The sequence below is a fragment of the Paenibacillus sp. HWE-109 genome, assembly GCF_022163125.1.
Classification (GTDB): Bacteria; Bacillota; Bacilli; order Paenibacillales; family NBRC-103111; genus Paenibacillus_E.
This window is the reverse complement of sequence record NZ_CP091881.1, coordinates 1-22009: the sequence shown is the minus strand read 5'-3', so window position 1 is coordinate 22009 and position 22009 is coordinate 1. Positions and strand designations below refer to the sequence as shown.

The 22009-nt window shown below is 42.3% G+C and carries 23 protein-coding genes and 2 pseudogenes; 8 read left to right on the top strand and 17 right to left on the bottom strand.

Annotation, left to right across the window (positions count from 1 at the left end):
* Positions 1–290 precede the first annotated feature (290 nt).
* A complete protein-coding gene (locus LOZ80_RS00120; RefSeq protein ID WP_189011798.1) occupies positions 291–746 on the bottom strand; it encodes a CBS domain-containing protein in 456 nt (151 codons plus the stop codon).
* A 225-nt stretch (positions 747–971) separates the two neighbouring features.
* Between LOZ80_RS00120 and LOZ80_RS00115 the strand changes: the two genes are divergently transcribed.
* The 3 genes from LOZ80_RS00115 to LOZ80_RS00105 all read left to right on the top strand — a co-directional run bounded on the left by LOZ80_RS00115 (position 972) and on the right by LOZ80_RS00105 (position 3396).
* Positions 972–2873, top strand: coding sequence for a sensor histidine kinase (locus LOZ80_RS00115; RefSeq protein WP_238169539.1), 1902 nt, complete (start codon positions 972–974; stop codon positions 2871–2873).
* 83 nt (positions 2874–2956) lie between these two features.
* Positions 2957–3118 (top strand): hypothetical protein, encoded by a 162-nt coding sequence (locus LOZ80_RS00110; RefSeq protein WP_238169538.1) that lies wholly within the window; start codon positions 2957–2959, stop codon positions 3116–3118.
* A gap of 56 nt (positions 3119–3174) precedes the next feature.
* A complete protein-coding gene (locus LOZ80_RS00105) occupies positions 3175–3396 on the top strand; it encodes an alpha/beta-type small acid-soluble spore protein (RefSeq protein ID WP_238169537.1) in 222 nt (73 codons plus the stop codon).
* A 76-nt stretch (positions 3397–3472) separates the two neighbouring features.
* Here the strand turns inward: LOZ80_RS00105 and LOZ80_RS00100 are convergent, their stop codons facing one another.
* The 3 genes from LOZ80_RS00100 to LOZ80_RS00090 all read right to left on the bottom strand — a co-directional run bounded on the left by LOZ80_RS00100 (position 3473) and on the right by LOZ80_RS00090 (position 7644).
* On the bottom strand, positions 3473–4318 hold the full coding sequence (locus LOZ80_RS00100) for an ATP-dependent DNA ligase (protein ID WP_238169536.1): 846 nt from the start codon (positions 4316–4318) through the stop codon (positions 3473–3475).
* Between the two features lie 373 nt (positions 4319–4691).
* Positions 4692–5840 carry a response regulator gene (locus LOZ80_RS00095; RefSeq protein WP_238169535.1) on the bottom strand — a complete coding sequence of 383 codons (1149 nt, stop codon included), beginning with the start codon at positions 5838–5840 and terminating at the stop codon, positions 4692–4694.
* Positions 5818–7644 carry a sensor histidine kinase gene (locus tag LOZ80_RS00090; RefSeq protein ID WP_238169534.1) on the bottom strand — a complete coding sequence of 609 codons (1827 nt, stop codon included), beginning with the start codon at positions 7642–7644 and terminating at the stop codon, positions 5818–5820. Before LOZ80_RS00090 ends, LOZ80_RS00095 begins: the two co-directional genes overlap by 23 nt.
* 257 nt (positions 7645–7901) lie before the next feature.
* Between LOZ80_RS00090 and LOZ80_RS00085 the strand changes: the two genes are divergently transcribed.
* From LOZ80_RS00085 to LOZ80_RS00070, 4 genes are read left to right on the top strand one after another with little or no spacing between them, the layout of a single operon-like run.
* On the top strand, positions 7902–9365 hold the full coding sequence (locus LOZ80_RS00085) for a spore germination protein (protein WP_238169533.1): 1464 nt from the start codon (positions 7902–7904) through the stop codon (positions 9363–9365).
* A 24-nt stretch (positions 9366–9389) separates the two neighbouring features.
* The gene (locus LOZ80_RS00080) at positions 9390–10580 is read left to right on the top strand and encodes a Ger(x)C family spore germination protein (RefSeq protein WP_238169532.1); all 1191 of its coding nucleotides are present in this window, start codon (positions 9390–9392) and stop codon (positions 10578–10580) included.
* A 3-nt stretch (positions 10581–10583) separates the two neighbouring features.
* Positions 10584–10832 carry a hypothetical protein gene (locus LOZ80_RS00075; protein ID WP_238169531.1) on the top strand — a complete coding sequence of 83 codons (249 nt, stop codon included), beginning with the start codon at positions 10584–10586 and terminating at the stop codon, positions 10830–10832.
* 4 nt (positions 10833–10836) lie between these two features.
* A complete protein-coding gene (locus LOZ80_RS00070) occupies positions 10837–11931 on the top strand; it encodes a GerAB/ArcD/ProY family transporter (RefSeq protein ID WP_238169530.1) in 1095 nt (364 codons plus the stop codon).
* A gap of 254 nt (positions 11932–12185) precedes the next feature.
* Here LOZ80_RS00070 and LOZ80_RS00065 read toward each other — a convergent pair whose 3' ends face one another.
* The 10 genes and pseudogenes from LOZ80_RS00065 to LOZ80_RS00025 all read right to left on the bottom strand — a co-directional run bounded on the left by LOZ80_RS00065 (position 12186) and on the right by LOZ80_RS00025 (position 18757).
* Positions 12186–12602, bottom strand: coding sequence for a YjdF family protein (locus LOZ80_RS00065; protein WP_238169529.1), 417 nt, complete (start codon positions 12600–12602; stop codon positions 12186–12188).
* A 391-nt stretch (positions 12603–12993) separates the two neighbouring features.
* A pseudogene (locus LOZ80_RS00060) lies at positions 12994–13393 on the bottom strand (tyrosine-type recombinase/integrase).
* A 143-nt stretch (positions 13394–13536) separates the two neighbouring features.
* Positions 13537–13866, bottom strand: coding sequence for a hypothetical protein (locus tag LOZ80_RS00055; RefSeq protein ID WP_238169528.1), 330 nt, complete (start codon positions 13864–13866; stop codon positions 13537–13539).
* Positions 13867–14098: 232 nt separating this feature from the next.
* Positions 14099–14593, bottom strand: coding sequence for a hypothetical protein (locus tag LOZ80_RS00050; protein WP_238169527.1), 495 nt, complete (start codon positions 14591–14593; stop codon positions 14099–14101).
* Between the two features lie 7 nt (positions 14594–14600).
* Entirely contained in the window at positions 14601–15197 is a 597-nt protein-coding gene (locus LOZ80_RS00045; protein ID WP_443147099.1) for a DUF6973 domain-containing protein, read from the bottom strand.
* Positions 15198–15534: 337 nt separating this feature from the next.
* On the bottom strand, positions 15535–15804 hold the full coding sequence (locus LOZ80_RS00040; RefSeq protein ID WP_238169525.1) for a hypothetical protein: 270 nt from the start codon (positions 15802–15804) through the stop codon (positions 15535–15537).
* 13 nt (positions 15805–15817) lie between these two features.
* Positions 15818–16408 carry a polymorphic toxin type 50 domain-containing protein gene (locus tag LOZ80_RS00035; RefSeq protein WP_443147098.1) on the bottom strand — a complete coding sequence of 197 codons (591 nt, stop codon included), beginning with the start codon at positions 16406–16408 and terminating at the stop codon, positions 15818–15820.
* Positions 16409–16423: 15 nt separating this feature from the next.
* Positions 16424–16540: pseudogene (locus tag LOZ80_RS39340) on the bottom strand (RHS repeat-associated core domain-containing protein); the annotation flags it as partial.
* Positions 16541–16576: 36 nt separating this feature from the next.
* On the bottom strand, positions 16577–17812 hold the full coding sequence (locus LOZ80_RS00030) for an IS110 family RNA-guided transposase (protein ID WP_238169523.1): 1236 nt from the start codon (positions 17810–17812) through the stop codon (positions 16577–16579).
* Positions 17813–17974: 162 nt separating this feature from the next.
* On the bottom strand, positions 17975–18757 hold the full coding sequence (locus LOZ80_RS00025) for a recombinase family protein (RefSeq protein ID WP_238169522.1): 783 nt from the start codon (positions 18755–18757) through the stop codon (positions 17975–17977).
* A 140-nt stretch (positions 18758–18897) separates the two neighbouring features.
* On the opposite strand from LOZ80_RS00025, the gene LOZ80_RS00020 reads away from it, so the two are divergent.
* A complete protein-coding gene (locus LOZ80_RS00020) occupies positions 18898–19113 on the top strand; it encodes a helix-turn-helix domain-containing protein (protein ID WP_238169521.1) in 216 nt (71 codons plus the stop codon).
* A gap of 206 nt (positions 19114–19319) precedes the next feature.
* Here the strand turns inward: LOZ80_RS00020 and LOZ80_RS00015 are convergent, their stop codons facing one another.
* The 3 genes from LOZ80_RS00015 to LOZ80_RS00005 form a co-directional block, all read right to left on the bottom strand.
* Positions 19320–20129: a replication initiation protein gene (locus LOZ80_RS00015; protein ID WP_238169520.1), complete on the bottom strand. Its 810-nt coding sequence runs from the start codon at positions 20127–20129 to the stop codon at positions 19320–19322.
* 442 nt (positions 20130–20571) lie between these two features.
* A complete protein-coding gene (locus tag LOZ80_RS00010; RefSeq protein WP_238169519.1) occupies positions 20572–21099 on the bottom strand; it encodes a hypothetical protein in 528 nt (175 codons plus the stop codon).
* A 25-nt stretch (positions 21100–21124) separates the two neighbouring features.
* A complete protein-coding gene (locus LOZ80_RS00005; RefSeq protein WP_238169518.1) occupies positions 21125–21652 on the bottom strand; it encodes a hypothetical protein in 528 nt (175 codons plus the stop codon).
* Between the last annotated feature and the right edge of the window lie 357 nt (positions 21653–22009).

Genomic DNA, 22009 nt, shown 5'->3' with positions numbered 1-22009 from the left:
GTTCATCATAAAAAACGCCCACTTGCCCGTAAATTAGCAAATGCCGCTGAAAGATCAACTTTCTTCGAAAAACCTTAATTAAGCCCACTTATCCCCAAAATGCTTAAACCAAAAAGGCTGCCCGCTGGGCAACCTTAGGATGGACATATCTCTTCATTCTTCAAGACTATACCGAACTGATCGAAAGCCCCGCCTGAGGCGAAGCGAGCTTTGCGTTTCCGCCTTATGAGATGAGCACCTTACAAGCGACAAAATTCCATTAAGGGAACTTCAGGCCCTGTAGTTCCCCGTTATAAAATGAACTGAAAAGAGTGCCTGATTACATCGCCTCGACTGATGATGCCGACTAGAACGCCTCTGCGCAGGACGGGCAGTTTTTTTATTCTTTTTTTACCCAGAATAGCCGCAATTTGCTCAATGTCCTCTTCCGCGTCAACAGCAATGACCTTTTTCCTGGCCATTTTCATAACATTTAAAGGAAGCAGACTGTGAACTCTTTCATGGAATTCTTCATTATCACCTTTGAACACGGCTGTGTAATAATAGGAAGCGAAAACATGATCATCGTGCTTACCGATGTAACGCATAATATCGCCATCGCTGATATAAGCGACTACTTCATTGCGGTCATTAACGACAGGTAATCCGCTGATTCTGTGTTCAATGAATTTCTCAATCACGACACGCACAGGATCGGATTCCTTCACTTTGTAAACTTGACGAACCATAATGTCTTTTGCTTTGATGACGGTTTCCCCCCCGCTAAAATGTCTTTCAGCCAAGCAGATTGTAAAAAATGACATTCACACTTGCATTATATAACGATGTAGCTTAGAGTCAATTAAGATTTGTCACGATTGTAGAACATTCTCAAAAATATTCAAAAAAAGGAAAGGTTCACAAAGCAGGAATACGTCGAATTTTGTAGAAATTAGAGGATTAATATTACTGGGAGGGGTGATTTCCGTTTCATGACATTCATACATAGAACGCTTTGGATCGCAGTGCTTATGATAATCATTGGATTCGGTTTCAGTTCATCCCAGCTGCAGGCTCAAAGTCAGGGTGAGAAAGAAATTATCACCGAATGGAACTTGATATGGGGGAATGAACCAAATTCCATTGATAGCATATTGAAGACGAATCATTCCGACTGGCTCCGTATCCCAGACTATCGCGCGTTTCCTCAGAAACCCAAAGAGATCTCAACCGCTTGGGCCAAAGTGGACTTACCTTCCCAATTACCCGGTCAATACAGTATTCTAATAAACGAAATATACGCTCAACATATGATGGTTTATTTAGGCAAGGAACTTGTACAAGAGGTAAATTACGAATTTCCTTATGATGTACAACGTATATTAATCCCTGTTAACAAAGAAGATGCCGGGAAGAGTATTTATCTCAAACTGGAAACTACGCTTGATCGCCTGGGCATCAACTCTGACATTCAACTTGGCAATCATGCTCAGTTAATGCGGCAATTTCTGAAGCAGGACTTAGTCAGTGTCATTATAGGCTGTTCGTTTATTTTTATTGCTTTCATTATGTTCATTTGCGCCATTTATTTGAAGCGAATTCAAATCGCAAGCTGGATTTCGCTAAGTCTTATTTTTATTACCATGGGCGTTATTTTTATTACGAATACACCGCTGACTTATATTTATTTTGCCCAATTCGGAGCTATTTTTTCCGATATGTTCGACATTGCTCTGGCTGTATTCCTACCTACGCTAAGTTACTACTTCGAAAAAGTTTTCGAAAATGGTCAACTTCATCGCTTTCGAAGTTTTCGGAAATTCCAAATTATTTATTCCGTTTTTTATCTGCTGTTCATGATTATTAATCGATTAAGTGATTATAAGTATAATAATGCTTATTACTTTATGACATCAACCGTCTTAGGCTTCATCATGATTATACAATTTGTCTTATTGATCACTCTTTCAGTGCTCTTTGCGAAAAGAGGAAATAAAGATGCCGTCATATTTTCAATTGGTTTTGCCCTGTTCGCCTTGTTAGCAACGATCGATCTTACTTGGTACTATCTCAGTTCGCAGACGCATCAGCTCTTTTTATGGAAATGGGGAATTCTCGGATTCAACAGCACACTAATCGTCATATTGGGAAGAAGACTAGCAGCCTCTCAAGATTTGCTGATGAATTACTCCAAAGAACTTGAATTTTATAACCAACATGTACAGGTGTCAGAAAAAATGGAAATGATAAGCTCGCTTACCGCCTCTGTCGCTCATGAAGTAAGAAATCCGCTTCAAGTTACCCGCGGCTTTTTACAGTTGGTCGCAGAAAGCTCGAATGAGAAGAACAAAAGCCATATTAGCATCGCTATCGGGGAGTTGGATCGAGCTTCCGATATCATTACTGATTTTTTAACTTTTGCCAAACCGCAGGAAGAGGAGTTTACCGAACTTAATATATCCAAAGAATTGAAACAAATTGAAGGCATCATCGTTCCCTTAGCCACTTCACACGGCGGCAACGTGTATCTTCATATCCCCCGTGATTTATTCATGCAGGGGAATTCTCCCAAATTAAAGCAAGCGTTGATTAATATCATCAAAAATAGCATTGAAGCTTTTCAAAAGGATGGACAGATTCATATCAAGGCCTATGAAGAGCAGGATGAGGTTATTATCCTCATTAAAGATAATGGGAGCGGAATTGAACCTGCTCAATTATCTAAGCTGGGGGAGCCCTATTTTACAACGAAAGTAAAAGGAACTGGGCTAGGTCTCATGGTCACCTTCCGAATCATTGAAGCTATGAAAGGCACGATCCGCTTCAGCAGTCAAAAAAATGTCGGTACAGAAGTGATGATCCGCTTTCCCTCTATTCGCAAAAAAAGTTCATAATTGCTGCCCACACCCTCATACCAGGATCCAAAAGCGAATTCTATAGGAAAGAAATATAGGATTCATGATTGAGGAGGACTCCCATGCTAGCTCATACAGAGGAAAGAAAGATCACTAGCGGCGATATTGACCAGATGATTGCCGAGATCGATAAAGGTTGGGAAGAACTATTCGACATACACTTGTCCTGTCAACATATTCATATAGATTTGGCTTTGATCTTGAAATCTTTGGACGATGAATGAATAAAAATCCAAATAATCCACAAAATACTCCTAACCTAATAAAGGAGTGATTCCCAGTGGCAAGAAATAGAAGCAGCAATACCTTAGTGGTGCAACAAGCAAGAGCCGCTCTTGATCAAATGAAGTATGAAGTTGCGCAAGAATTAGGTATCCAAATTCCGCAGGACGGCTACTATGGCAACATGGCGACTCGGGACACCGGAGCAATCGGCGGCCATATTACGAGAAGACTGGTTCAGATTGCGGAACAACAGCTCTCCGGCGGAATAAGACGCTAATTCCAAATCTACATTAGACGATACATGATAACGAAAAGACTGAATCCACCTTATCCAAGGAGATCCAGTCTTTTTTTCAAACAACAAATTCCATAAACACTGGCGAACGCAGCTTTCCGCTTTTCGTCCAGTTTCTAGTCTTGATCCTCGCCATGAGCAGCGGTTCCATATAAGCGAAATTCTGATCCTCTTTGAACACCAGGCGATGTTTCACCCGCTCTAGCGTTTCTTTGTGAAGCGCGGTGACCCCCATCTCAATCACGCCGGCCGGAATTTTGGACCCATTCGCTGAATCGATAGAAGCCAGCAAAGCAAATTCATTTTTCCTGTAACCTGAAATATAGACATCGGCGTAAGTCCAGTTAATCACTTTTTGCCACTGTTTGGAACGCTTGCGAGTCTGATATCGGGAATTGTCCTTCCTGGACTTCATCACGATGCCTTCCAGCCCTTCACGTCGGATCTGTTCAAAATAATCAACGGCGTTCCCCTCATGCACACTAACCTTCCGATAGCTCTCATTTTCAACGAATGCCTGATCGAGCAGTTCTTTGCGCTTGAGCAAGGGAAGGGCGGTCACGTCAATTCCTTTGTATCTCAAGATGTCAAAAGCATAGAATATCACTGGCGTTTTATTTTTTCTAGCGTAAAATCTCGCTGTCATGGCTTCATAATCCGATCTGCCTTGATCATCCAAAACAACCAATTCCCCGTCGAGCACGGTTCCCTCTGGTAAAGGACAATTATGTAACTCTGGAAATTTGTGGGTAATCAAGTCACTTTGCTTCGTATACACATACAGTCGATCCATATTGGAAACAATACACCGCATACCATCTAATTTAAGTTCCGCAATATAGTTTTTACTGCGAAAAGCTTTGTTATCCTTCGCTTCTTGCAGCAACATAGGAGAAATGAACATCGGCTATCACCCTAAGTAAATGATACTTCAATGCCATTCATCTGCCTATAGGAACTTGAAGGGAAAAGAACGCCCTGCTTTTACCCCGGTTCCTATCAATTAGCGGATCGTAGTTCCTTTCACACTGCGCTCTGTGTCATCGCAATGCCCAAAGGGAACTAGAATCCGCTATATGGCTGAAAACCGCCATATTCCACTCCAAAGGGAACTACGATCCGCTATATCACCGATTGCCCGTCGTAATCAGCATCTTCCACTAAAATAACGTACCTCAGTTCCCTTTCATGCTGCTTTTACACCGATTCCCGCCAATTAGCGGATCGTAGTTCCTTTTCACACTGCGAGACCAAAAAACCGCAAGCTATGCCTGCGGTCATTTTCTATCTGAGAATCGGCTTACCAACCGATCATAGAGATGAATCAAATCCTCGGATGGGCGGATGCCAAGCTCTCGGCTGAGCAGTCGAACATAATCCGTGTATAGAGCCGTCAGTCCTTTTTTGTCTCCGGTCATTTCCCGGATCCTCATTAGGAGGTGAATAACGGATTCGTCCAACGGATTGCGCTCGTTGAGCTTGAGGAGCAACCTCGACGCCGAGGCCGTATCCTTTAATGAAATTAGCACAGCGGCTAACCGCTTGACGAATGATGCGTACAATTCTACATAATGCTCCGTTTCATGAATCGCCCACACATATGCCTTATCCCCAAACAACTCGCCCGTATACAGACGTTCAATTTGCAGCGCTCTCTCTATATTGCCTATATCAATGACCTGTAGTTCCTCCACTTGCTTCTCAAACTCTATATAATCGATCATAGGATCCTTTAATTCCAACGCATAGCCATCGTTCTCTGATCGTACGACCTCGCGCAAGCCAATTAGTTCCAGGGACTTGCGCAATTGATAGACCGTCGTATTCAGATAGCTCTCTGCCTTCGATTGATGCATTCCTCCGAAAATATCCGTAACCAGTCTCGAGCGGGGAATCCGTTTGCCATGGTTCAGCTGCAAATACGCGAACAGCTCCGCGCACTTCCGCGAGATCCATTTCACGCGGACCGCTTCATTGCTCACGACGACGTCCCCCAGCATCTTAAGAACGACCTTTCCCGGATTCATCGGTGCGGCAGTTGAAAGTAACGGAGAGAGAACGCTTCTCTGGTTCAGCCGCGCACGATTGACGGCCCGCTCCAGCCGCTCTTGGGTTACAGGCTTGACCAAATAATCCAGTACGGACAGTTCGTAAGCTTTCAAGGCATACTCCTTATGCGAGGTGATGAAGATGATTTGCACATGAGATTCCGCAAGCTCGATCTCCGCGGCAAACTCCATGCCATTCCCCCCCGGCATAGAAATGTCTACGAATGCAAGGTTGATATCCGCATTCTCGCTCAGAAAGGAGGCTGCGGACTTCGTGTTCGTGAACGCAGCCGCTACGTGCACATCCGGCAGCTTGGCTAGCATTTTGCGCAGTATCAAATGCATTGTCGGCTCGTCATCCACCATAATCACTTTCATATCCGTCTTCCTCCAATCCTCCATCGTCGAATGCATCCATCCTGCCTGCCGTTGCAGGCAAGCTGAATGAGAAGGTCGTGCCGATGCCTGGCTGGCTCTTGAACCAGAGGCTGCCGCCGTGGATGCGGACGAATTCCCGCGTCAGAGCCAGTCCGAACCTTGTGTCCCCCGAGTCTCCCCCATTCACCATAACCTTTAGGAACGGTTCCTCCTTAAGCAGCAATTCCATGGTCTGTTCATCGATCCCCACGCCATTGTCGCTTACGGACACGATAACCATTTTACCTTCCAACCTGGCTTCGATCTCAATCTTGCCACCGATGCCAGTAAACTTAATCGCGTTGGAAAGCAGATTCCGCAGAATCAGATCCAGCATCTCTTTATCTGCTCTAACTCCGAACTTCTCGTCTATATGCTCTGTCAGTCGAATTTGTTTCATACCCGCTTTCGTACCGGCAAGCAACAAGGCTTGTCTCACGACTTGCTGCAAATTCCAGCCTAGCGGACGAAACACGACTTTCCCTTCCTGGCTGCGATACCAGTCCAGCAAATTTTCGACTAGATGGAATGTACTCTGCACTTGCCCTTTCAGCTCCCGCACTAACTCGGCATGCTCAAAGTCTGACGCTGTGAGTTCGTCGCCAAGCAGCTCAGTCAAGCTGACGAGCAGAGCGATCGGATCGCGAATATCATGCGCCACGACGGTAAACAACTTGTCCTTGAAAGCGTTCAGGTCGGATAACTGCCTGGCGTTCTCCCTGAGCCGGTCCTCGCTTTCCTTCATCTGCGTAATATCGTTAAACATTAATATCTTACCGATTAAGACTGTACTGGATTCGTAAATGAGCGACAAACTACAACTGTAATGCCGGGTTCGGTTTGCGTACATTCGGTGAAATGGGAAACGGTCGTCCCCGTCGCTAGCGGCACGAATATGTTGGATCAGAACCGGGCTGGCTGACAGAACCATCGCCATATCGGCAGGATAGCGTTTCGTCAAGCCGAGCTCGGGAAAAACTTTTTCCGCTGCTCTATTGTAACTGATGATTTGATCCTCATAATCGAACAAGATGACGCCGTCACGGATCGTTTCGAACACTTTGGCATAAGCAAGCGGTGTTAAGCGGAGCAAATTAAACCGAAGAATTCCCCACACATAAGCAACTCCCGAAACAGCAAAGCCGAACGGCGTCAAATCGACGGTCACCCCGAACCAGAAGAACATATTGAACAACATCGGGGCAATCGCGCCCAAAAGAAGAACCAAAATCTGTTTGCGCACAATCGGCAAAGCTTTCCAATACATAGGAATAAACAGCAGTATCCCATACAGTAAAGCAGAATAATTATAGATGGTATGCACTTCATACCAAGGCCCTTTGACTGTCGTATACAAAGGAATCGAAGATTCCACATTCAACACATAGCGCTTATAGATGAGATGATGCCATTCATTCGTTGCATGCAGGACAAAGACGGTTATGGGAATAAGGAATAGCGCAATTGCGAGCTGCTTGCGGTAACGTGAGGCAGTCCCCGTAAACTGAATGACTTGAAAAAGCCAAAGCGTGGTCACGAATGGAATGCCCAAATATTCGATTTGAAGAGACAACTTCACTTCTTTCAGGTTTCCGCTCAACACTTCAAAAGCATAACCAAACGCATAGCAAGCCGCTGCCAGCATAATAAAAATCATCGTTTTGGCAACAGGCAGATGACGTTTCCGATAAGACAGGAAGGAGATGAACAGCATCAGAGCTGTTGCGATAAAAAGCGTTACCGACATCCATTGTTTCGTGTCCATGCCTCATCTCCTCATGTATCTATGAACTGTTGAGCCATTTAACGGGGCAGTTCGACAATATTCTACCAAAAACAGGATATCACTTTTCTCTAGCTGGTGTCCACGATTCTCTCTTGGGAATAAAGAAACAAGAAACATACATGTATGTTTCTGCCTCCAATTGGTCAATATAACCATAATAAATTTCTGGAAATAGGAGTTGTGCTCCCATTCAACCAATTTCGATTACGCATGATTGCTTGGATATCGACCTAGACATGAATATTCAAACGATTCACAATGCCTTGGGAGGCAGTCCAGATCTTATAATAAGACACATGGTTTTGATCAATGAATGGCAGATCGCCTTGTTTTATATGAATGGTTTAACCGACATTGAAATGATTCAATCTGATATCATCGGCTCGCTAATTGATCTCAAAAAATTGAACACCGAGTTCGATCTCATTGATGAAGACAACCCGCTCGCTTACCTCAAAGAACAAACCCTTTCCGTAGGCGACATTGGCTCTATTCAAGAGCTGAGCTCGCTACTTACCCATCTTCTGTCAGGTGACGCCATCCTGTTGATGGACGGTTATGCAGAGGGGCTGCGGATCGGCGTTACTGGGCGCGAAGAGAGATCTATCAGTGAACCGACATCTCAACCGAGTATTCGCGGTCCGATGGATGCTTTCACTGAAAATATCAAAACGAATATTTCATTGATTCGCCGCAGAATCAAAAATCCGCACTTATGGCTGGAAGTGCATGAAATTGGCGAAGTTACGAAAACAAGCGTCGCGATTATGTATATAAGCCAAATTGCGGATGATCATATTATCCGAGAAGCTCGACACCGCCTGAGCCAAATTAATATAGACGGCATATTGGAAAGCGGCTACATCGAAGAGTTTATTCAAGATAAGTCGTTCACCCCTTTTCCTACCGTGTATAACACGGAGCGACCGGACACGATCGCCGCAGGTCTGTTAGAAGGTAGAATTGCTATCTTGATCGATGGGACCCCCTTCGTATTGCTCGTCCCGGCGTTATTCGTTCATTTCATGCAAACCTCTGAAGATTATTATCAACGGGCCGACATCAGTACATTAATACGCGTGATTCGTTACTTGTCATTCTTGATCGTACTGCTCGTTCCGTCCATGTACATTGCGATTACAACCTACCATCAAGAGATGCTGCCGACCAATCTTCTATTGAATCTAGCTGCGCAACGGGAAGGTGTACCCTTCCCCGCTTTTATCGAAGCTTTGTTGATGGAAATTATTTATGAAATATTACGTGAAGCAGGCATTCGAATGCCACGAACCGTCGGTCAAGCTGTATCCATCGTGGGCACTCTCGTCATTGGCCAATCTGCCGTGGAAGCTGGGATTATATCAGCCGCTGTGGTGATCATCGTTTCTATCACAGCCATCTCAAGTTATGTAATCCCTGCGAATGCCATGTCCATTTCTGTACGCATGATTCGTTTTGTATTAATGGGCTTAGCCGCTTCTTTTGGTTTATTTGGAATTCTCTCCGGGATTATTATACTGGCGCTTCATCTCAACAGTCTCCGCTCCTTCGGAATTCCTTATATGAGCCCGCTGGCTCCGATTGTTTTTGAAGATCAGAAAGATACTTTGTTCCGCTTGGCATGGCCACGAATGATTACCCGCCCTAGACTATTTAATCAAAAAGATAAAGTTCGTCAGCATGCACCTAAACACAAATAACGCAGATTTCAGAGGTGAAGGCCTATGATACGAATACCAAGGGGGCTTGTAGTCGGCATATTACTTATCATGGTGTTGACCAGTTGTTGGGATCGGCGTGAATTGAATGAACTAGGCATTCTTGCGGGGGTTGCTATCGATAAAATAGGTAGTCAATACCAACTCACTGTACAAGTTGTCGTTCCAGGTGAAGTAGGTACCCGGGCAAGAAAATATGGCGCCCCTGTAACCTTATATCAAGCAACTGCCCCTACCTTATTTGAGGCCTTCCGCAAACTGACTGAAACGAGTCCACGAAAAATTTATACGGCGCACATACGAGTATTAATTTTGAGTGAAGCCATTGCCCAGGAAGGAATAGCCAAGGTTCTGGACCTTCTAGTCCGAAATCCGGAAACTCGAGTTGATTATTACGTTATGGTTGCGAGAAAGACTTCTGCCGAAAACATTCTCAAAATCTTGACGCCACTGGACAATATTCCAGCAGAAGCCTTATTTCATTCCCTTGACACTTCGTCCAAAGTGTGGGCTCCGATCACGAAAGTTACCGTCGATATCTTAATTGACCAATTGATGACCAAAGGTATGAATCCGGTATTGCCCGGCATTTCGATTGTTGAACATGGCCTTGCTGAGAACAAAGTTGAGGATATTGATCAACCTGTCAAGTTGCGATATTCCGGATTGGCCGCTTTTAAAAATGATAAATTGGTTGGTTGGCTCACTATAGATGAAGGCAAAGGCTATAACTACATCCAAAATCAAGTAAAAAGCACGGTTGGTACTATTCACTGTCCCGATGGTAAAATGATCTCTTTGGAGGTACTTCGTTCGCATACGGATGTCAAAAGCTTCATGGAACAAGAGGACCCTCATATGCTGGTGGCGATTAAAATGGATGTGAATATTGGCGAAGTAACCTGCCACATCAATTTAAATGAACCTCAAACGATTGAGTGGTTGCAAAAAGAAGCTGAACATGATCTGGAAGCCTTGATGAAAAAATCAGTTGAAGTGATGCAAAAAAAGTATAAAGTCGATATCTTCGGTTTTGGTCAATCCACTTACGAAGCAAGCCCTAAATTATGGAAATCGATTGGAGACGATTGGGACAACCATTTCGCTGATCTTAAAGTCGTATATCAAACGAACATTAATATCCGTAACATAGGAATGATCACCAACTCCGTGGAAAAAAGAATGAAGGAGAAATAACTCGTGCTGTATACAATACTCATCGTGGCAACGTTGGCGATACTAGCTGCTGTATGCGAGCTCCCTGCATTAATTAGACAAGCCCGCAGAAGAGATGTATTCACGTATTCGATTATGTTGATTATCGGCTCTATTCTTAGCGTATTTGCACTAAATGAAATCCAATTTCCCAGTCTGATGAAACTGCCTGAACTCATGTACAAACCGCTGAATGAGTGGATGAAGCACGCACTGAACGTAAAGGATGGTTAATAGGATGGAAAATAGAATCATAAGCACCAAACAGTTAGCCATACTTGTTATCTATTTTATTATCGGTGATATGCTGCTGATCCTTCCCTCCCTATCTGCCGCGGCTTCCAAACAAGATGCTTGGCTATCTGGAGGCACTGGATTTCTTGTCGGATGGCCGATTGCCTGGCTCCTATTTCGCTTTAGCCGATTATTCCCAAAACTAACTCTTGTTCAATATAACCGTGTCTTGCTGGGCAAATGGGCAGGTGGCTTCATCACGATCTTCTATTTATATTATTTCCTCACCTCTGTCTCCATCTTGATCCGAGAAGTAGGAGACTTCTTGAAAACGCAGATATTCACCGTAACCCCACTGCATGCCATTCATATTATGATGATCATCCTGTTAGTTTGGGGCGTCAAAAGCGGGTTGGAGACGATTGCGCGAACAAGTGAAACTTTCTTCCCTTTGTATTTACTACTATTCTTTTCTCTCTTTATTTTGCTCATCCCCCAAGTCAAATTTGAGAAGCTCCATCCCTTCATGGGTGAAGGCATGCTGGCTATCATTCATGGCTCTTTATACAGCAGTACCTTTACATTTTGCGAGCTGTGCACGTTTCTGATGATTTTTCCCCAAGTGATCTCCAAAGATCATACGCAAAGGGATTATCTACTAGGTGTAACTTTCGGCGGTATTGCCATTAGTTCAACGATACTGCTCACCATTATAGTCATCGGCCCCAACTTGGCATCCATTGAACTTTATGCTGCTTATCTGACCGCACAGAAAATCAACATCGGTAATTTCGTCCAACGGGTTGAAGCCATCCTTGCGATCAATTGGATTATATCCACCTATTTTAAGTGCATCTTGGACTTCTATGCTTTACTGCTCGGCACTTCCCAATTACTCAACCTTCGCGACTACCGAATCCTATCGGTTCCGGCTGGGTTTGTAATCTTTGGACTTGCCTTTGCAATAACCACGAATATCGTTTATTTCAATTCCATTGTCAGCTATTATATTTTCTGGGATGCTACCTGCGCGCTAGGCATTCCTTTGCTCCTTTACTTCGTTTATTTAGTCAGGAAAAATAAGTTGATTATTGAGTAGGCAAGCTGATTTTGATATTGATCCTTCATTGCTCATAGAAAAAGATCTAGACTTAGGTTGGTCACTAGTGAAGTCAAAAACTAAACTTGATAATAGTAAAGAAAGGTGGGGCGATGATAAGGTTCTCGACAAATCTGTGGTAAGGTGATCGTTCAAACACTTGCACAAGAGTTGATGTTCTGTTCATATTTCTTATGTGGTAATCAAAATAGACAACAAAAAAGCAACCGCAAGTCATACGGTCACTTAAATTATCATCTTCCCTTGTGCTTGTGCTTAGCTTTTTGAACTTTTATCTCATACTTTTTTTCCTTCAACTCTTCTTGCGCTTGTCTGGATAATATCTTGGTCTCTTTTTTTCGATTCTCTAGTTCAAGTTTGATGACCTGCTGTGCATACGTAGACATGCCTCTCTGTTGTATTTCCGTTGTCACGAGCCTTGCAAGACGCTTAGGATTAATCCTCTTGTCCTCTTTGTACTTGGTTTCTACCGTTTGTTTAGTTCGACTAATTAATGGTAACATTTGATGATTAACGAACTCCAGAATCTCCATTTCTTTGGGCTCTTTTCCAAATATATGGCGGCACGCCCTTAGTTCGTTGTTCTCTTCCGATTCAATAATCCCAATCCAAAATTTACACTGATCCTCGAAATAAATGGTAAGCTTCATCCAGAAATCCCCCTCATATGAACTTAGAGTGACGGACATCCCGAGGGGGGAAGGCTACTAACACGGCATTTATCGTGCACCCGGACTACCAACCGAGCTGTGATTTTACACTCCTTTTTCATAATATTAAAATCCGAATGTTTTATCAAGCGCTAAAGAACCATATTTACACAGAAAAAGTGAATGCCACCAAAAGTATTACATTATTTTCAAATCAGTCAAAGAGATACCTATTATTTCACTGTAAAATACCTCAAAAATTTCTGCACCCTTGCTGGCGGCTGCTTTTTCCCCGTTAAAAGCCCCCCTTCCCAGCAACGACAAAAAGAGTGGCTCATCACCACTCAATATTCGCCAATGCAATTTCCATATCCAGCTGGGTTGTCAACGTTTAGATATTCGTCGTGCTTACATGGTCATGTCCCAGTATCTGCTGAATAGTGGTCAATGGGTTCGTTTTAACCAACCTATACCCAAGAGTATACCTGAGCATATGCGGAGTAACCTTCACTTGAACCTGATCACCACCATACTTATTCAATATCAAGTTGACTGCATTCCGTTCAAATGCGCCGCGCTGCCCTATGAATAAGTATTCCGATTCGCTTCCCAGCCTAACTTCCAAGTATCGTGTGAGTGCTTTACATAGGATGCGTTCGTTGGGCATTTCCTTTCCCAAGTATCCGCAATAAATGCAATAAACCTTTACGTTCGTTCATGTCTATATCTTTTAGCCTGATACCGACTAATTCGCTTATCCTGATACCCGTCCCAATCAGTATTTCGATCATACATATATGCATTCGGTTACCGAGAACATTGGATGCTTTATTTGCATATTCATACCAAGTGGCAGGAGCAAAATCCAATTTTCAATCTGCTTAACATATTCGGACACTTGCTCATAAACTTGGAAATTCCAGCAAACGTCGATTCAACTTAAGTACCAGTCCTCCGTTCTAACGTGAATGTGAAATAATTCGTGTAACCGTTGATACAACCTTTGGAAGAAGAGAGGAATATCGCTCTCTTTCAGGAGGATAACATTGTTACCGTAGAGAAATTTAGGGATGGAGATTTGAAATTCAAGTAGTTGATTGATTTCTCTGTATACGATGTACGGTATGTATTTGTCATGGATTTTATATATGGACTTATGAAAGCCTGTGTTGTGATCGTAGTAAGTTATTGGCTGATTATCGTAGGTATGAAGTAAATCATGGGCAATATGGATATAAGTTTTCAAGGTTATGGTATCGAACAATGGCATTCCTCCTAGAGTTGTATAGATTCTAAAATATAAGATACGATTCGGCATGTTATAAGAACAAAATTTATATCTTACAATAATAGTCTATGTCGCAACGCACTTCTTGTAAAATAGCTATTTCGCCCACTCATACTCTCTGAGCGGTTATTTGTGTTGTTAGCGATACAGCGGCAGGCAAAAGAAAACCACCCTACGATGGTTAGTGGTACGGTGGCAAAAATGGTTCTTATTCCTTTTCATTGGTAATTCGATAATAAAATTGATTGTCATCCTTTTTCTTAATTCCTTTTAAAACTGCGTTATCAACCATAAAACTTATGCAATTAGGTTCTTTCGGGGTTTTATCCAAAACAATCCACAATTTACTAGGCTTTTCAGGATAGTAAGGTATTATTTCTTCATGTACAATCTTATTGTCTTTTACAAAAATCATTCCTGTCATCATATCGGTTGGGCCGCTATATTCAATTCCTAAAGCCTTACTAATTTCAGACTTGGAACTACCTATTTGAAAAATAACCATTCTATCCCATTCGAAATCTGTTACTTCTTTAATTGATATTGTACAAGTACCATTTTCTCCACATTCCCCATCTATTTCCTTGATAATTTTATCAGTTAGATTAGATTTGGCGGAGCATCCCACTGATGCCAGTATTACTAATAACAACATAACACAAATCTTGAAATAACTACTTATGCCGTTCAGAGATTTAATCATTTTTATTTTACCTATCCTCCTCACAAAAGCCATCATCATCTAGCTGTTCTAGCCTAGCTTTTGCTGTAACATATTGCTCGTCTGATAGCTTTTCTTGAATAATTTTATATGTTCCATCGGACTGTTGCTGTACAACCCAAAGCCCAGTATTGTGGTAATAATCCAAAACTGAAATTGACATTTCCTTTCTTGAACTATTCGCCTTCTCCCCCAAATATCTGCCGATTTTGTTATTCAACAAATCAATTGACTCATCGGCTTTAGATAACGTCGTGAATGTGGCGTTGCTAAAATCTGTTTTTCCGCTGATTGCAAATCCATCTTCTTCATGCACAAACCCGGCTTCAACTGCTATCGTTCTTCCTAATTCTTTAGTTATCATTGTTTGCCACAAAGCATGTCTGAACGCATTGACTTGTGAACCTTCTCGTGCATCATTCTCCTGAAAACCGAGGTCATTAGTAGAAAATCTTATTGATACGTTGGTAATATCTGTTTTTCCTTTTCCAGGATTCGCCACTCCAATTTTCAAGGCAGCATATGGACGTCTTATTGCAAATGAAATTTCTTTAAACTTATCGTGTCCTGTCGGGTCAGTATACATCAAAGGATTATTCTCCACATAAGTATAAAGGTTCAGTGAGAGTGGGTTGTTGATCTGCCCCTCATACGTATCCTAATTAATAAAGCTTGGAAATCTATTTAAAAAGGTGGGGGCGACCACGAATCCGATCACCACCACCTATTATACCTTACTGCATAATTTTGGAACAGATTGTTACTTTTCCAACATTTGATCTAGCGTTCGTTTAACCAAATAGCCGTTTCGTAAGCCGTCGCTGATACTCTTTGAGTGGTTATTTGTGTTGTTAGCGATACAGCGGCGGACAAAAAGAAACCACCCTGCAAAAATCGCAAAGTGATTTCTCTCTTATAGCAGATTAGATACTCCAAATAATATTGCCAAACTTGTCTTTAATAATATTTGGCGGATCTTGGCTAGAAACTTCATATAACATTCCAGAAATCAGTTGCTTTTCTCCTGCAATAGTCACTATCATAAATGCACAAGCATAAAAATCTTCACCATCATCATTTGTCGTTTCATAAATTGTATCAATTATTCCAGATAATTTCAGTCCTGTATTCCATTCCAGATAAAGTTCAGTGCCATTAGGGTAACTGCTAAGTAGCTTTAATAACGCATCCAATTTGACTACCTCCTTATTGTGGTCGAGCAGGTACAATGTGTGCGCCATCTTTTCCATAGTGAATAATACCTTTAGAGGTATCAGTATACGTCTGAGATTGAGGGTCATAATACTCACCGATTATGTCTCCAAAATCCACTCTCTCTTTATTAGTTCCAATCCATACTCCTGAGCCAGCATAAGCATCTAATAATTTCTGTGCTTCAGAAAGTGTACCATTAAATTTACTTTTCACCTTACCGTTTGCTAGTTCCTGATTATAATTAGGGGCACCAACTATGTGTTTTTCTTGCTGACCAGCCTTTATTTTTGCTTCAAAACCATTCACTTCTTTGAATGTAATGATACTTCCTGCTTCATTAATTATTGGTTGAGTAATAACTGTAGGCTTCTGGTTTATAATTGGCGTTGTTATTACAATTATTTCATCATCTTCGAATTGCTGATCTAACACTGTTGGTTGCTGGTCTTGAAAAGGTGTAGTGATCACTGTTGGTTCGTCTTGGATAATAGGTGTTGCAATAATACCAAGAATTACTAATATTCCGGTTACTAAGCCTTGACCACTAACTGATGCCCCACCACCTCCTGGTGATATATACAAATCAGATTGGGCAGCATGCCCACTTGGGTCTTTGTATTTCAGTGGATTATTCATCACATACGTATAAAGATTCAAACTCAGAGGATTATCAATCTGCCCTTCATTGGTATCCTAGTTAATAAAGCGGCCTATTTGGAGGAAAAAGGGCGGAATCTACCGCCCATTATATCACCCCGCCACCTTTATCGGGAGAGTAGGTGCCTTGTATTCTGTGCCTTCCTTCATCATACGATAAATAATGTTGACTAGCTTACGCATGATGCATATGATAGCCTGTTTCTTCGTCTTACCAGCTGCTAACCGCTCTTGATAGTAGTTGTAGAAGTACGGGTTACGTGGCTCCTTTTTGCCCCTTGTGACAGCAATTTGCCTTACCGCTAACTGCTCGAATAGGTCATGTAAATCCCGATCTCCAAGCTTGTTTTTCCGGATTTTATGCGTGTTTCCCGAACCCACTATGATAGGGGCAATACCTGCAAACCTAGCCATTTTGTCAGCACTTGCAAAACGGTTAACACTACCGATTTCAGCGGTAAAATAAGCCGCCGTTACATGGTCTATTCCCGTCATAGACTCAAGTTTTAAGTTAAGCCGCCCCATAACATCTTGCAACTGTCCATCTACGCGTGCAATCTCCTCTTTGTTGAAACTGATCGTACGAACCATACTTTGCACAATAAAATCCCGCCTTTCTTGGAACTCCCTATGCGTTTCCCCGTCCCCTTGGATATGTCGCAGGATTTCAGCCGCCTTCTTCGTAGAAAGTCCGTTATTACTGTATGTTCGTAAAAACTTAGCCAGTTGCTCGTTATTGAACTCCCTCAAATGGTGCGGGGCGGGGAAGTTCTCCCAAAAGGCCAGTGCCGTTTTCCCATCAATCTCGGAAAAAAACTTGCCGTAGCTTGGATAGTGGTACCCTAGCTGTTGGTGCAGCTTCCTAACATGAGAGTACAAGTCCTTTACCAGTCCCCGCCTTGTCGTAACAAGCTGGCTAATTGCCCAGTAAATATCCATGGGATTGGCATCGGGCAGGTGGTGCAGTTCGTCCTTCAGCACTCTGGCTACACACTCCGCGTCCCAGCTATCCGACTTCTCAATGATGGCATGGCTTTTTCGGCGGTTATTGGCTAAAGCGGGGTTTACTTCTTTTACAACTTGCTTGTTTTCCTTCAAAAACACCGCTAGTGCTCGTCCATACCCCCCTGTATCTTCCAATCCATAGATAGGGGTCATCCCTCTTTTCATATGCTTCTTTACCTCAATAAGCAGTTCGGGAAAGGCGGTAGGTTTGTTGCCAATTCGGATTTCCCCTAACTTCTCATTCCAAAAGTTAATAATGACAGCCGTATGGTGCTGCTTATGCAAGTCTACGCCAATGAACAAATACTTTAGCTGCTCCTTCAAACAGAAATCACCCCTATCTTGGATACGTTAAGGGCAAGGTTGCATCCTCAGTTTCGAGCGGTCCAAGCCGCAAAGATACGTTAGCAATCACTTACCCTATTTCAACGTTCGACTAATATATATCAAAACGAGTCAATTATTTAAGTGCGATAAATATTATTTTCAAATAATCGCTTGGTGCTGTCCTAAAGCTACAACATTGCCGTATTTCACCATGCCTTTATATAGGCTCTCGCGGTCTAAAATCCGTTTTACCTGTACTTTGCTAAACGGTTTGCACTGCTTTGTGGTATAACCGTCTGCGTTAAGTTCTGCTGCTAGTTGTGTAAGTGACCATGTTGGGTATTGTTGCCGTAATTCAAATACCCTTTTAACCGTAATAGCTTGGTTCTCGTTAACCTCCGGCGCCTTACTCCCCTTATGCATGGTGTAACCGTAGGCAATACCACCGCCAGCATAACCACCCTGCTCCGCTTTCTTCCTCCTCCCTCGACTTAACTTGCATGTTATCTCTAGTCGTTGGTACTGATCTAGCAGCTCCAACATGCCGTTTACCAAAAAATCATTGGGGTCATGTGCAAATATGCTGTAATTGGGCTGTTCAATTGCCCGTACATCCACTTTGTAACGCTTTAAATCCCGATGTACCAACACTTTAGCCATATCGGAACGCCATAACCGGGAGGTATTCAGTACAACAACGTAATTGATTGGGTCGTGTTTTAAGTCTGCCAACATCGTTTGCAGTCCTTCACGTTCAACAGTTAAACCATCCTCATCTACTTTAGCCCCGCTAATGCCGCGATCCTCATAAATGTGTACCAGTTCAAGGTAGTTCTGTTCGCAATATTGCCGTATTTCCTCGACTTGGTACGTTAAGCTGTACCCATCCTTTACCTGTCCCATGGTGCTGACACGCACATAACCAACCACTTTCTTTCCCATGGTTTCACCACCTCGTTACAGTATTTGGAATACCTGTTACGGTAAAAAGTAACTTTACTATATAATCCTCTTAACATATTTACAACCATTTATTCCCAGTTTAAACTAGAAACACAATACGCCTGAGGGGAGGTTACGTTATGCTTACCATACGTGTTCGCTTGCGCGATGTACTACATTCTAAGCAAATATCGCAACGACAACTAGCTGAATTAACAGGCTTTCGACCCGCCACTATTAATTCGCTATGCCGCGATAATGTTAGCCGCATTTACTTGCACACACTAGCTACTATTTGTAACGTGCTACAAGTTGAAATAGGGGAAGTATTGGTTATTGAACAATCCAACGGTTAAATGCTGCTTTTCAAAACTGCGACATGAGGTGTCGTTTTCAAAACTATGACATGAGGTTTGTTTTTAAAAAGGCTGTTGTCATAGTTTCCCCTTACCAAACGTCTCGCTCACGATTTTGGGTTCTGCGGTTAGAAAAGAGACGAAACGTAAATAGCCCTTCCTGTTACGTTCAAACATTAATACGCTCGCTTGTCGTTTGTCTGCTATTATCCAATTAACTTGTTTTCGTTTACTATTGTTGCCCAATGTTCACTTGCTAGCTGGTTAAAATTCAACTCATACTGGCTAACAAGTGATTCTTTTATTCTATTTCTTACATGTAGGGTATATCGCTCTTCCCCAGTTTGTAATTTGTTTACCCGATCGCGTTCTTTAGCGGTTAATGCACCCATGTCGGTAAGTACCTTGGCAAAGTAATATTTGTTAAACTCAGGCGGGTGCACCACCAAATCGTTCAACGGTATTTTCATACTTGGCTTATACACCATTTCAATTCGGGTTAGATCATATCCTAAATCAATTCCTTGGGTTAGCAGCTGTTGCCGTTTATTATAAGCTCGGCAATAGGCATGTAATTTGCGCTGATGGGGTAAGCCAAAATACCGCGTATCTTTATACAGTCTAATTCTCCGCCGCGCATGATTCGCAATGATAAGTACATTGTCCAATACTTGCGGCACATCAAAAGCAACATCGCCGCTAACAAAATACACTTGCTCTGCCGCGTTCCATATAGGTTCTAGTAAATCCGTTAACTTGGCATAATGTTCGGGATGAGTTTCAATCCGCAGCGTATACCCCTTATAGCTGGCTACCTCTCTAAAGTTCTTAAAAAACACATGCAGGTAAACACCCTTGTCCAGTCTAACGTGCATTTGGTAGCAATATAGCTTCTTATACCTAATGTGCTTAGTCCTGTACTGTGTCGTTAACCGTATGCTCCAAGGTAAATAGTCTGACAGCCGAACCCCCTCAAACTCTAGCATGACCTTGTCCATTGAAACTGCAACTTTCATGTTACGCACCTCTCCTATCGGTTTATGGTAGGTTGCGCCCACGTGTTGTTGCAAAATTTAATAGTTATTTGACTATATAATTATATCGGGACGCAAAAAAGCACCTGAGATAACCCTTAGGGGGATCATTCAAGTGCTCTAAGTTTGATTTAAGTTTGGTTTATTAAGTTGCTCGGGCGACTCGCCTCTGCATCTCTTATTATGACAGAGCGGTTGCTCTTTGACAATTGGTTTTTTGCTAGCAAATAAAACCACAACACGAGGTAGTCGCATTGAAGTTTTGACAAAGACAGCTATCAAGCTTGTATAGTTGCCTACGCACACTCCCATACTCTCTGAGCGGTTATTTGTGTTGTTAGCGATACAGCGGCAGACAAAAAGAAAACCACCCTACAATGGTTAATCGCAAGGTGGCTATCTGTCTTCTATAAAGTCTCCAATATTACTTATAGAGTATTCCTTCACCCTGAATTGCATTATACTCTACTTTTAACCGTGTCATATCAGGAAGATTACTCTCATTATATCCTGATTCCTGTAGACCTGAAATTATATTGAAAAGAACTCTTTTCCATTCTGATATAAAGGACTGTTTAGATAGAGAAATAGCTCCTTTTGAGTCCAATAATTGTTCAGTATGTCCTAAAACAGATCCCCATTCAGAAGTTATTTCCACTTGCTCCTCCAGCCACCTTATATGCCATACATTAGCAAATGTATTCGATGCCCAATTCACGGATATCTCACCGGATGGACTGCTTCTAAGCTTTTCAAGAATCTCAAGAATATCATCTATCATACAGCTAATATCATACTTATAACATAACGGGATATATATGGTTTTCCAAACCATAATAGCTTTTTCTGTCATCATGGGAAATATTGTTTCAATAGCATTTGACAGATTTTGGTCATCTTCATCAAAAATTCCTGTACAATTAGGGCTACTTGTCTGGATCCAAAAATCCATTATTACCTACCTCCTCTTAAATTTTTCAGGGCATCGGATACCCATGCCACGTTCCAGTTCCATTATTTCTAACCCACATTTTTGTAGCTGGAGTAGTAGTCCCGTCAGGCATGTAAACAATAGATTTTGAACCAGTCGGCAAATCAAAATATCCACTTTCTCCAGATTTTAATGTATTTGCCATCGTTGTAGCATAATCTAAATCTTCTTTGTTCCATTGCCCTTGAGGTTTTCCTTCATTTATTGCTCGAGCTGGCCCCTCCTTCCAACTAACTCCATGTTTTTTACTTCCAGTTACAGCGGCTTCCGGTCTGACAAGCTTGGGAACCATAAAACCACCATTTACACCTGAAGATTCAGGACCGAATGAGTAAAGTAGCACTTGAACCTGCATAAAAGCAAATAGTCGATCATTGTCTGAAGTATCATCAGCAAACAGTGTATTTAATGTACTCTTTGCATTATTATACGCTTGAGAAGTTTCATCAATTTTAGCATCTAGGACATTTTGGAAATATTCCTTAACGTTTGAGTTGTCTTTGAACCAATGCACAAATTCTTGTTGCCATGTAACAGAACCATCAGTATTAGGCTCTGGTTCTGCATTATAATGTCCTGAAGGGTCAACCCAGCGTAACGGATTATTTGTAGTATACGTGTATAGATTAAGAGTCAGCGGATTATCAATCTGCCCCTTATACGTATCCTACGCTATAAAGCTCGACCCCTAAAGACAGAGAAGTCCTATCCATAAAATAGCATTTATTTACGGTTTTTGGAACCATTTTCAGTTGTTTAGCAGCACATTCTTGGTTTTAAGCGGAACTTTCCATCTAACCCGCCAGTTACAGGAAAGTTCCAACCCATCAAAACCAAGATTTCTCCCGCGCCTTCGCTTGAGCTTCGTCCT

Bases quoted from the DNA above. Each gene is read 5' to 3' on its own strand.
- LOZ80_RS00070 (WP_238169530.1), top strand. From the start codon at position 10,837: ATGGAAAATAGAATCATAAGCACCAAACAGTTAGCCATACTTGTTATC.
- LOZ80_RS00025 (WP_238169522.1), bottom strand. From the start codon at position 18,757: ATGGGAAAGAAAGTGGTTGGTTATGTGCGTGTCAGCACCATGGGACAG.
- LOZ80_RS00080 (WP_238169532.1), top strand. From the start codon at position 9,390: ATGATACGAATACCAAGGGGGCTTGTAGTCGGCATATTACTTATCATG.
- LOZ80_RS00050 (WP_238169527.1), bottom strand. From the start codon at position 14,593: ATGATTAAATCTCTGAACGGCATAAGTAGTTATTTCAAGATTTGTGTT.
- LOZ80_RS00045 (WP_443147099.1), bottom strand. From the start codon at position 15,197: ATGTATACTGACCCGACAGGACACGATAAGTTTAAAGAAATTTCATTT.
- LOZ80_RS00090 (WP_238169534.1), bottom strand. From the start codon at position 7,644: ATGGACACGAAACAATGGATGTCGGTAACGCTTTTTATCGCAACAGCT.
- LOZ80_RS00100 (WP_238169536.1), bottom strand. From the start codon at position 4,318: ATGTTCATTTCTCCTATGTTGCTGCAAGAAGCGAAGGATAACAAAGCT.
- LOZ80_RS00015 (WP_238169520.1), bottom strand. From the start codon at position 20,129: ATGAAAGTTGCAGTTTCAATGGACAAGGTCATGCTAGAGTTTGAGGGG.
- LOZ80_RS00085 (WP_238169533.1), top strand. From the start codon at position 7,902: ATGAATATTCAAACGATTCACAATGCCTTGGGAGGCAGTCCAGATCTT.
- LOZ80_RS00115 (WP_238169539.1), top strand. From the start codon at position 972: ATGACATTCATACATAGAACGCTTTGGATCGCAGTGCTTATGATAATC.
- LOZ80_RS00095 (WP_238169535.1), bottom strand. From the start codon at position 5,840: ATGAAAGTGATTATGGTGGATGACGAGCCGACAATGCATTTGATACTG.
- LOZ80_RS00010 (WP_238169519.1), bottom strand. From the start codon at position 21,099: ATGGATTTTTGGATCCAGACAAGTAGCCCTAATTGTACAGGAATTTTT.
- LOZ80_RS00065 (WP_238169529.1), bottom strand. From the start codon at position 12,602: ATGAAGCTTACCATTTATTTCGAGGATCAGTGTAAATTTTGGATTGGG.
- LOZ80_RS00020 (WP_238169521.1), top strand. From the start codon at position 18,898: ATGCTTACCATACGTGTTCGCTTGCGCGATGTACTACATTCTAAGCAA.
- LOZ80_RS00110 (WP_238169538.1), top strand. From the start codon at position 2,957: ATGCTAGCTCATACAGAGGAAAGAAAGATCACTAGCGGCGATATTGAC.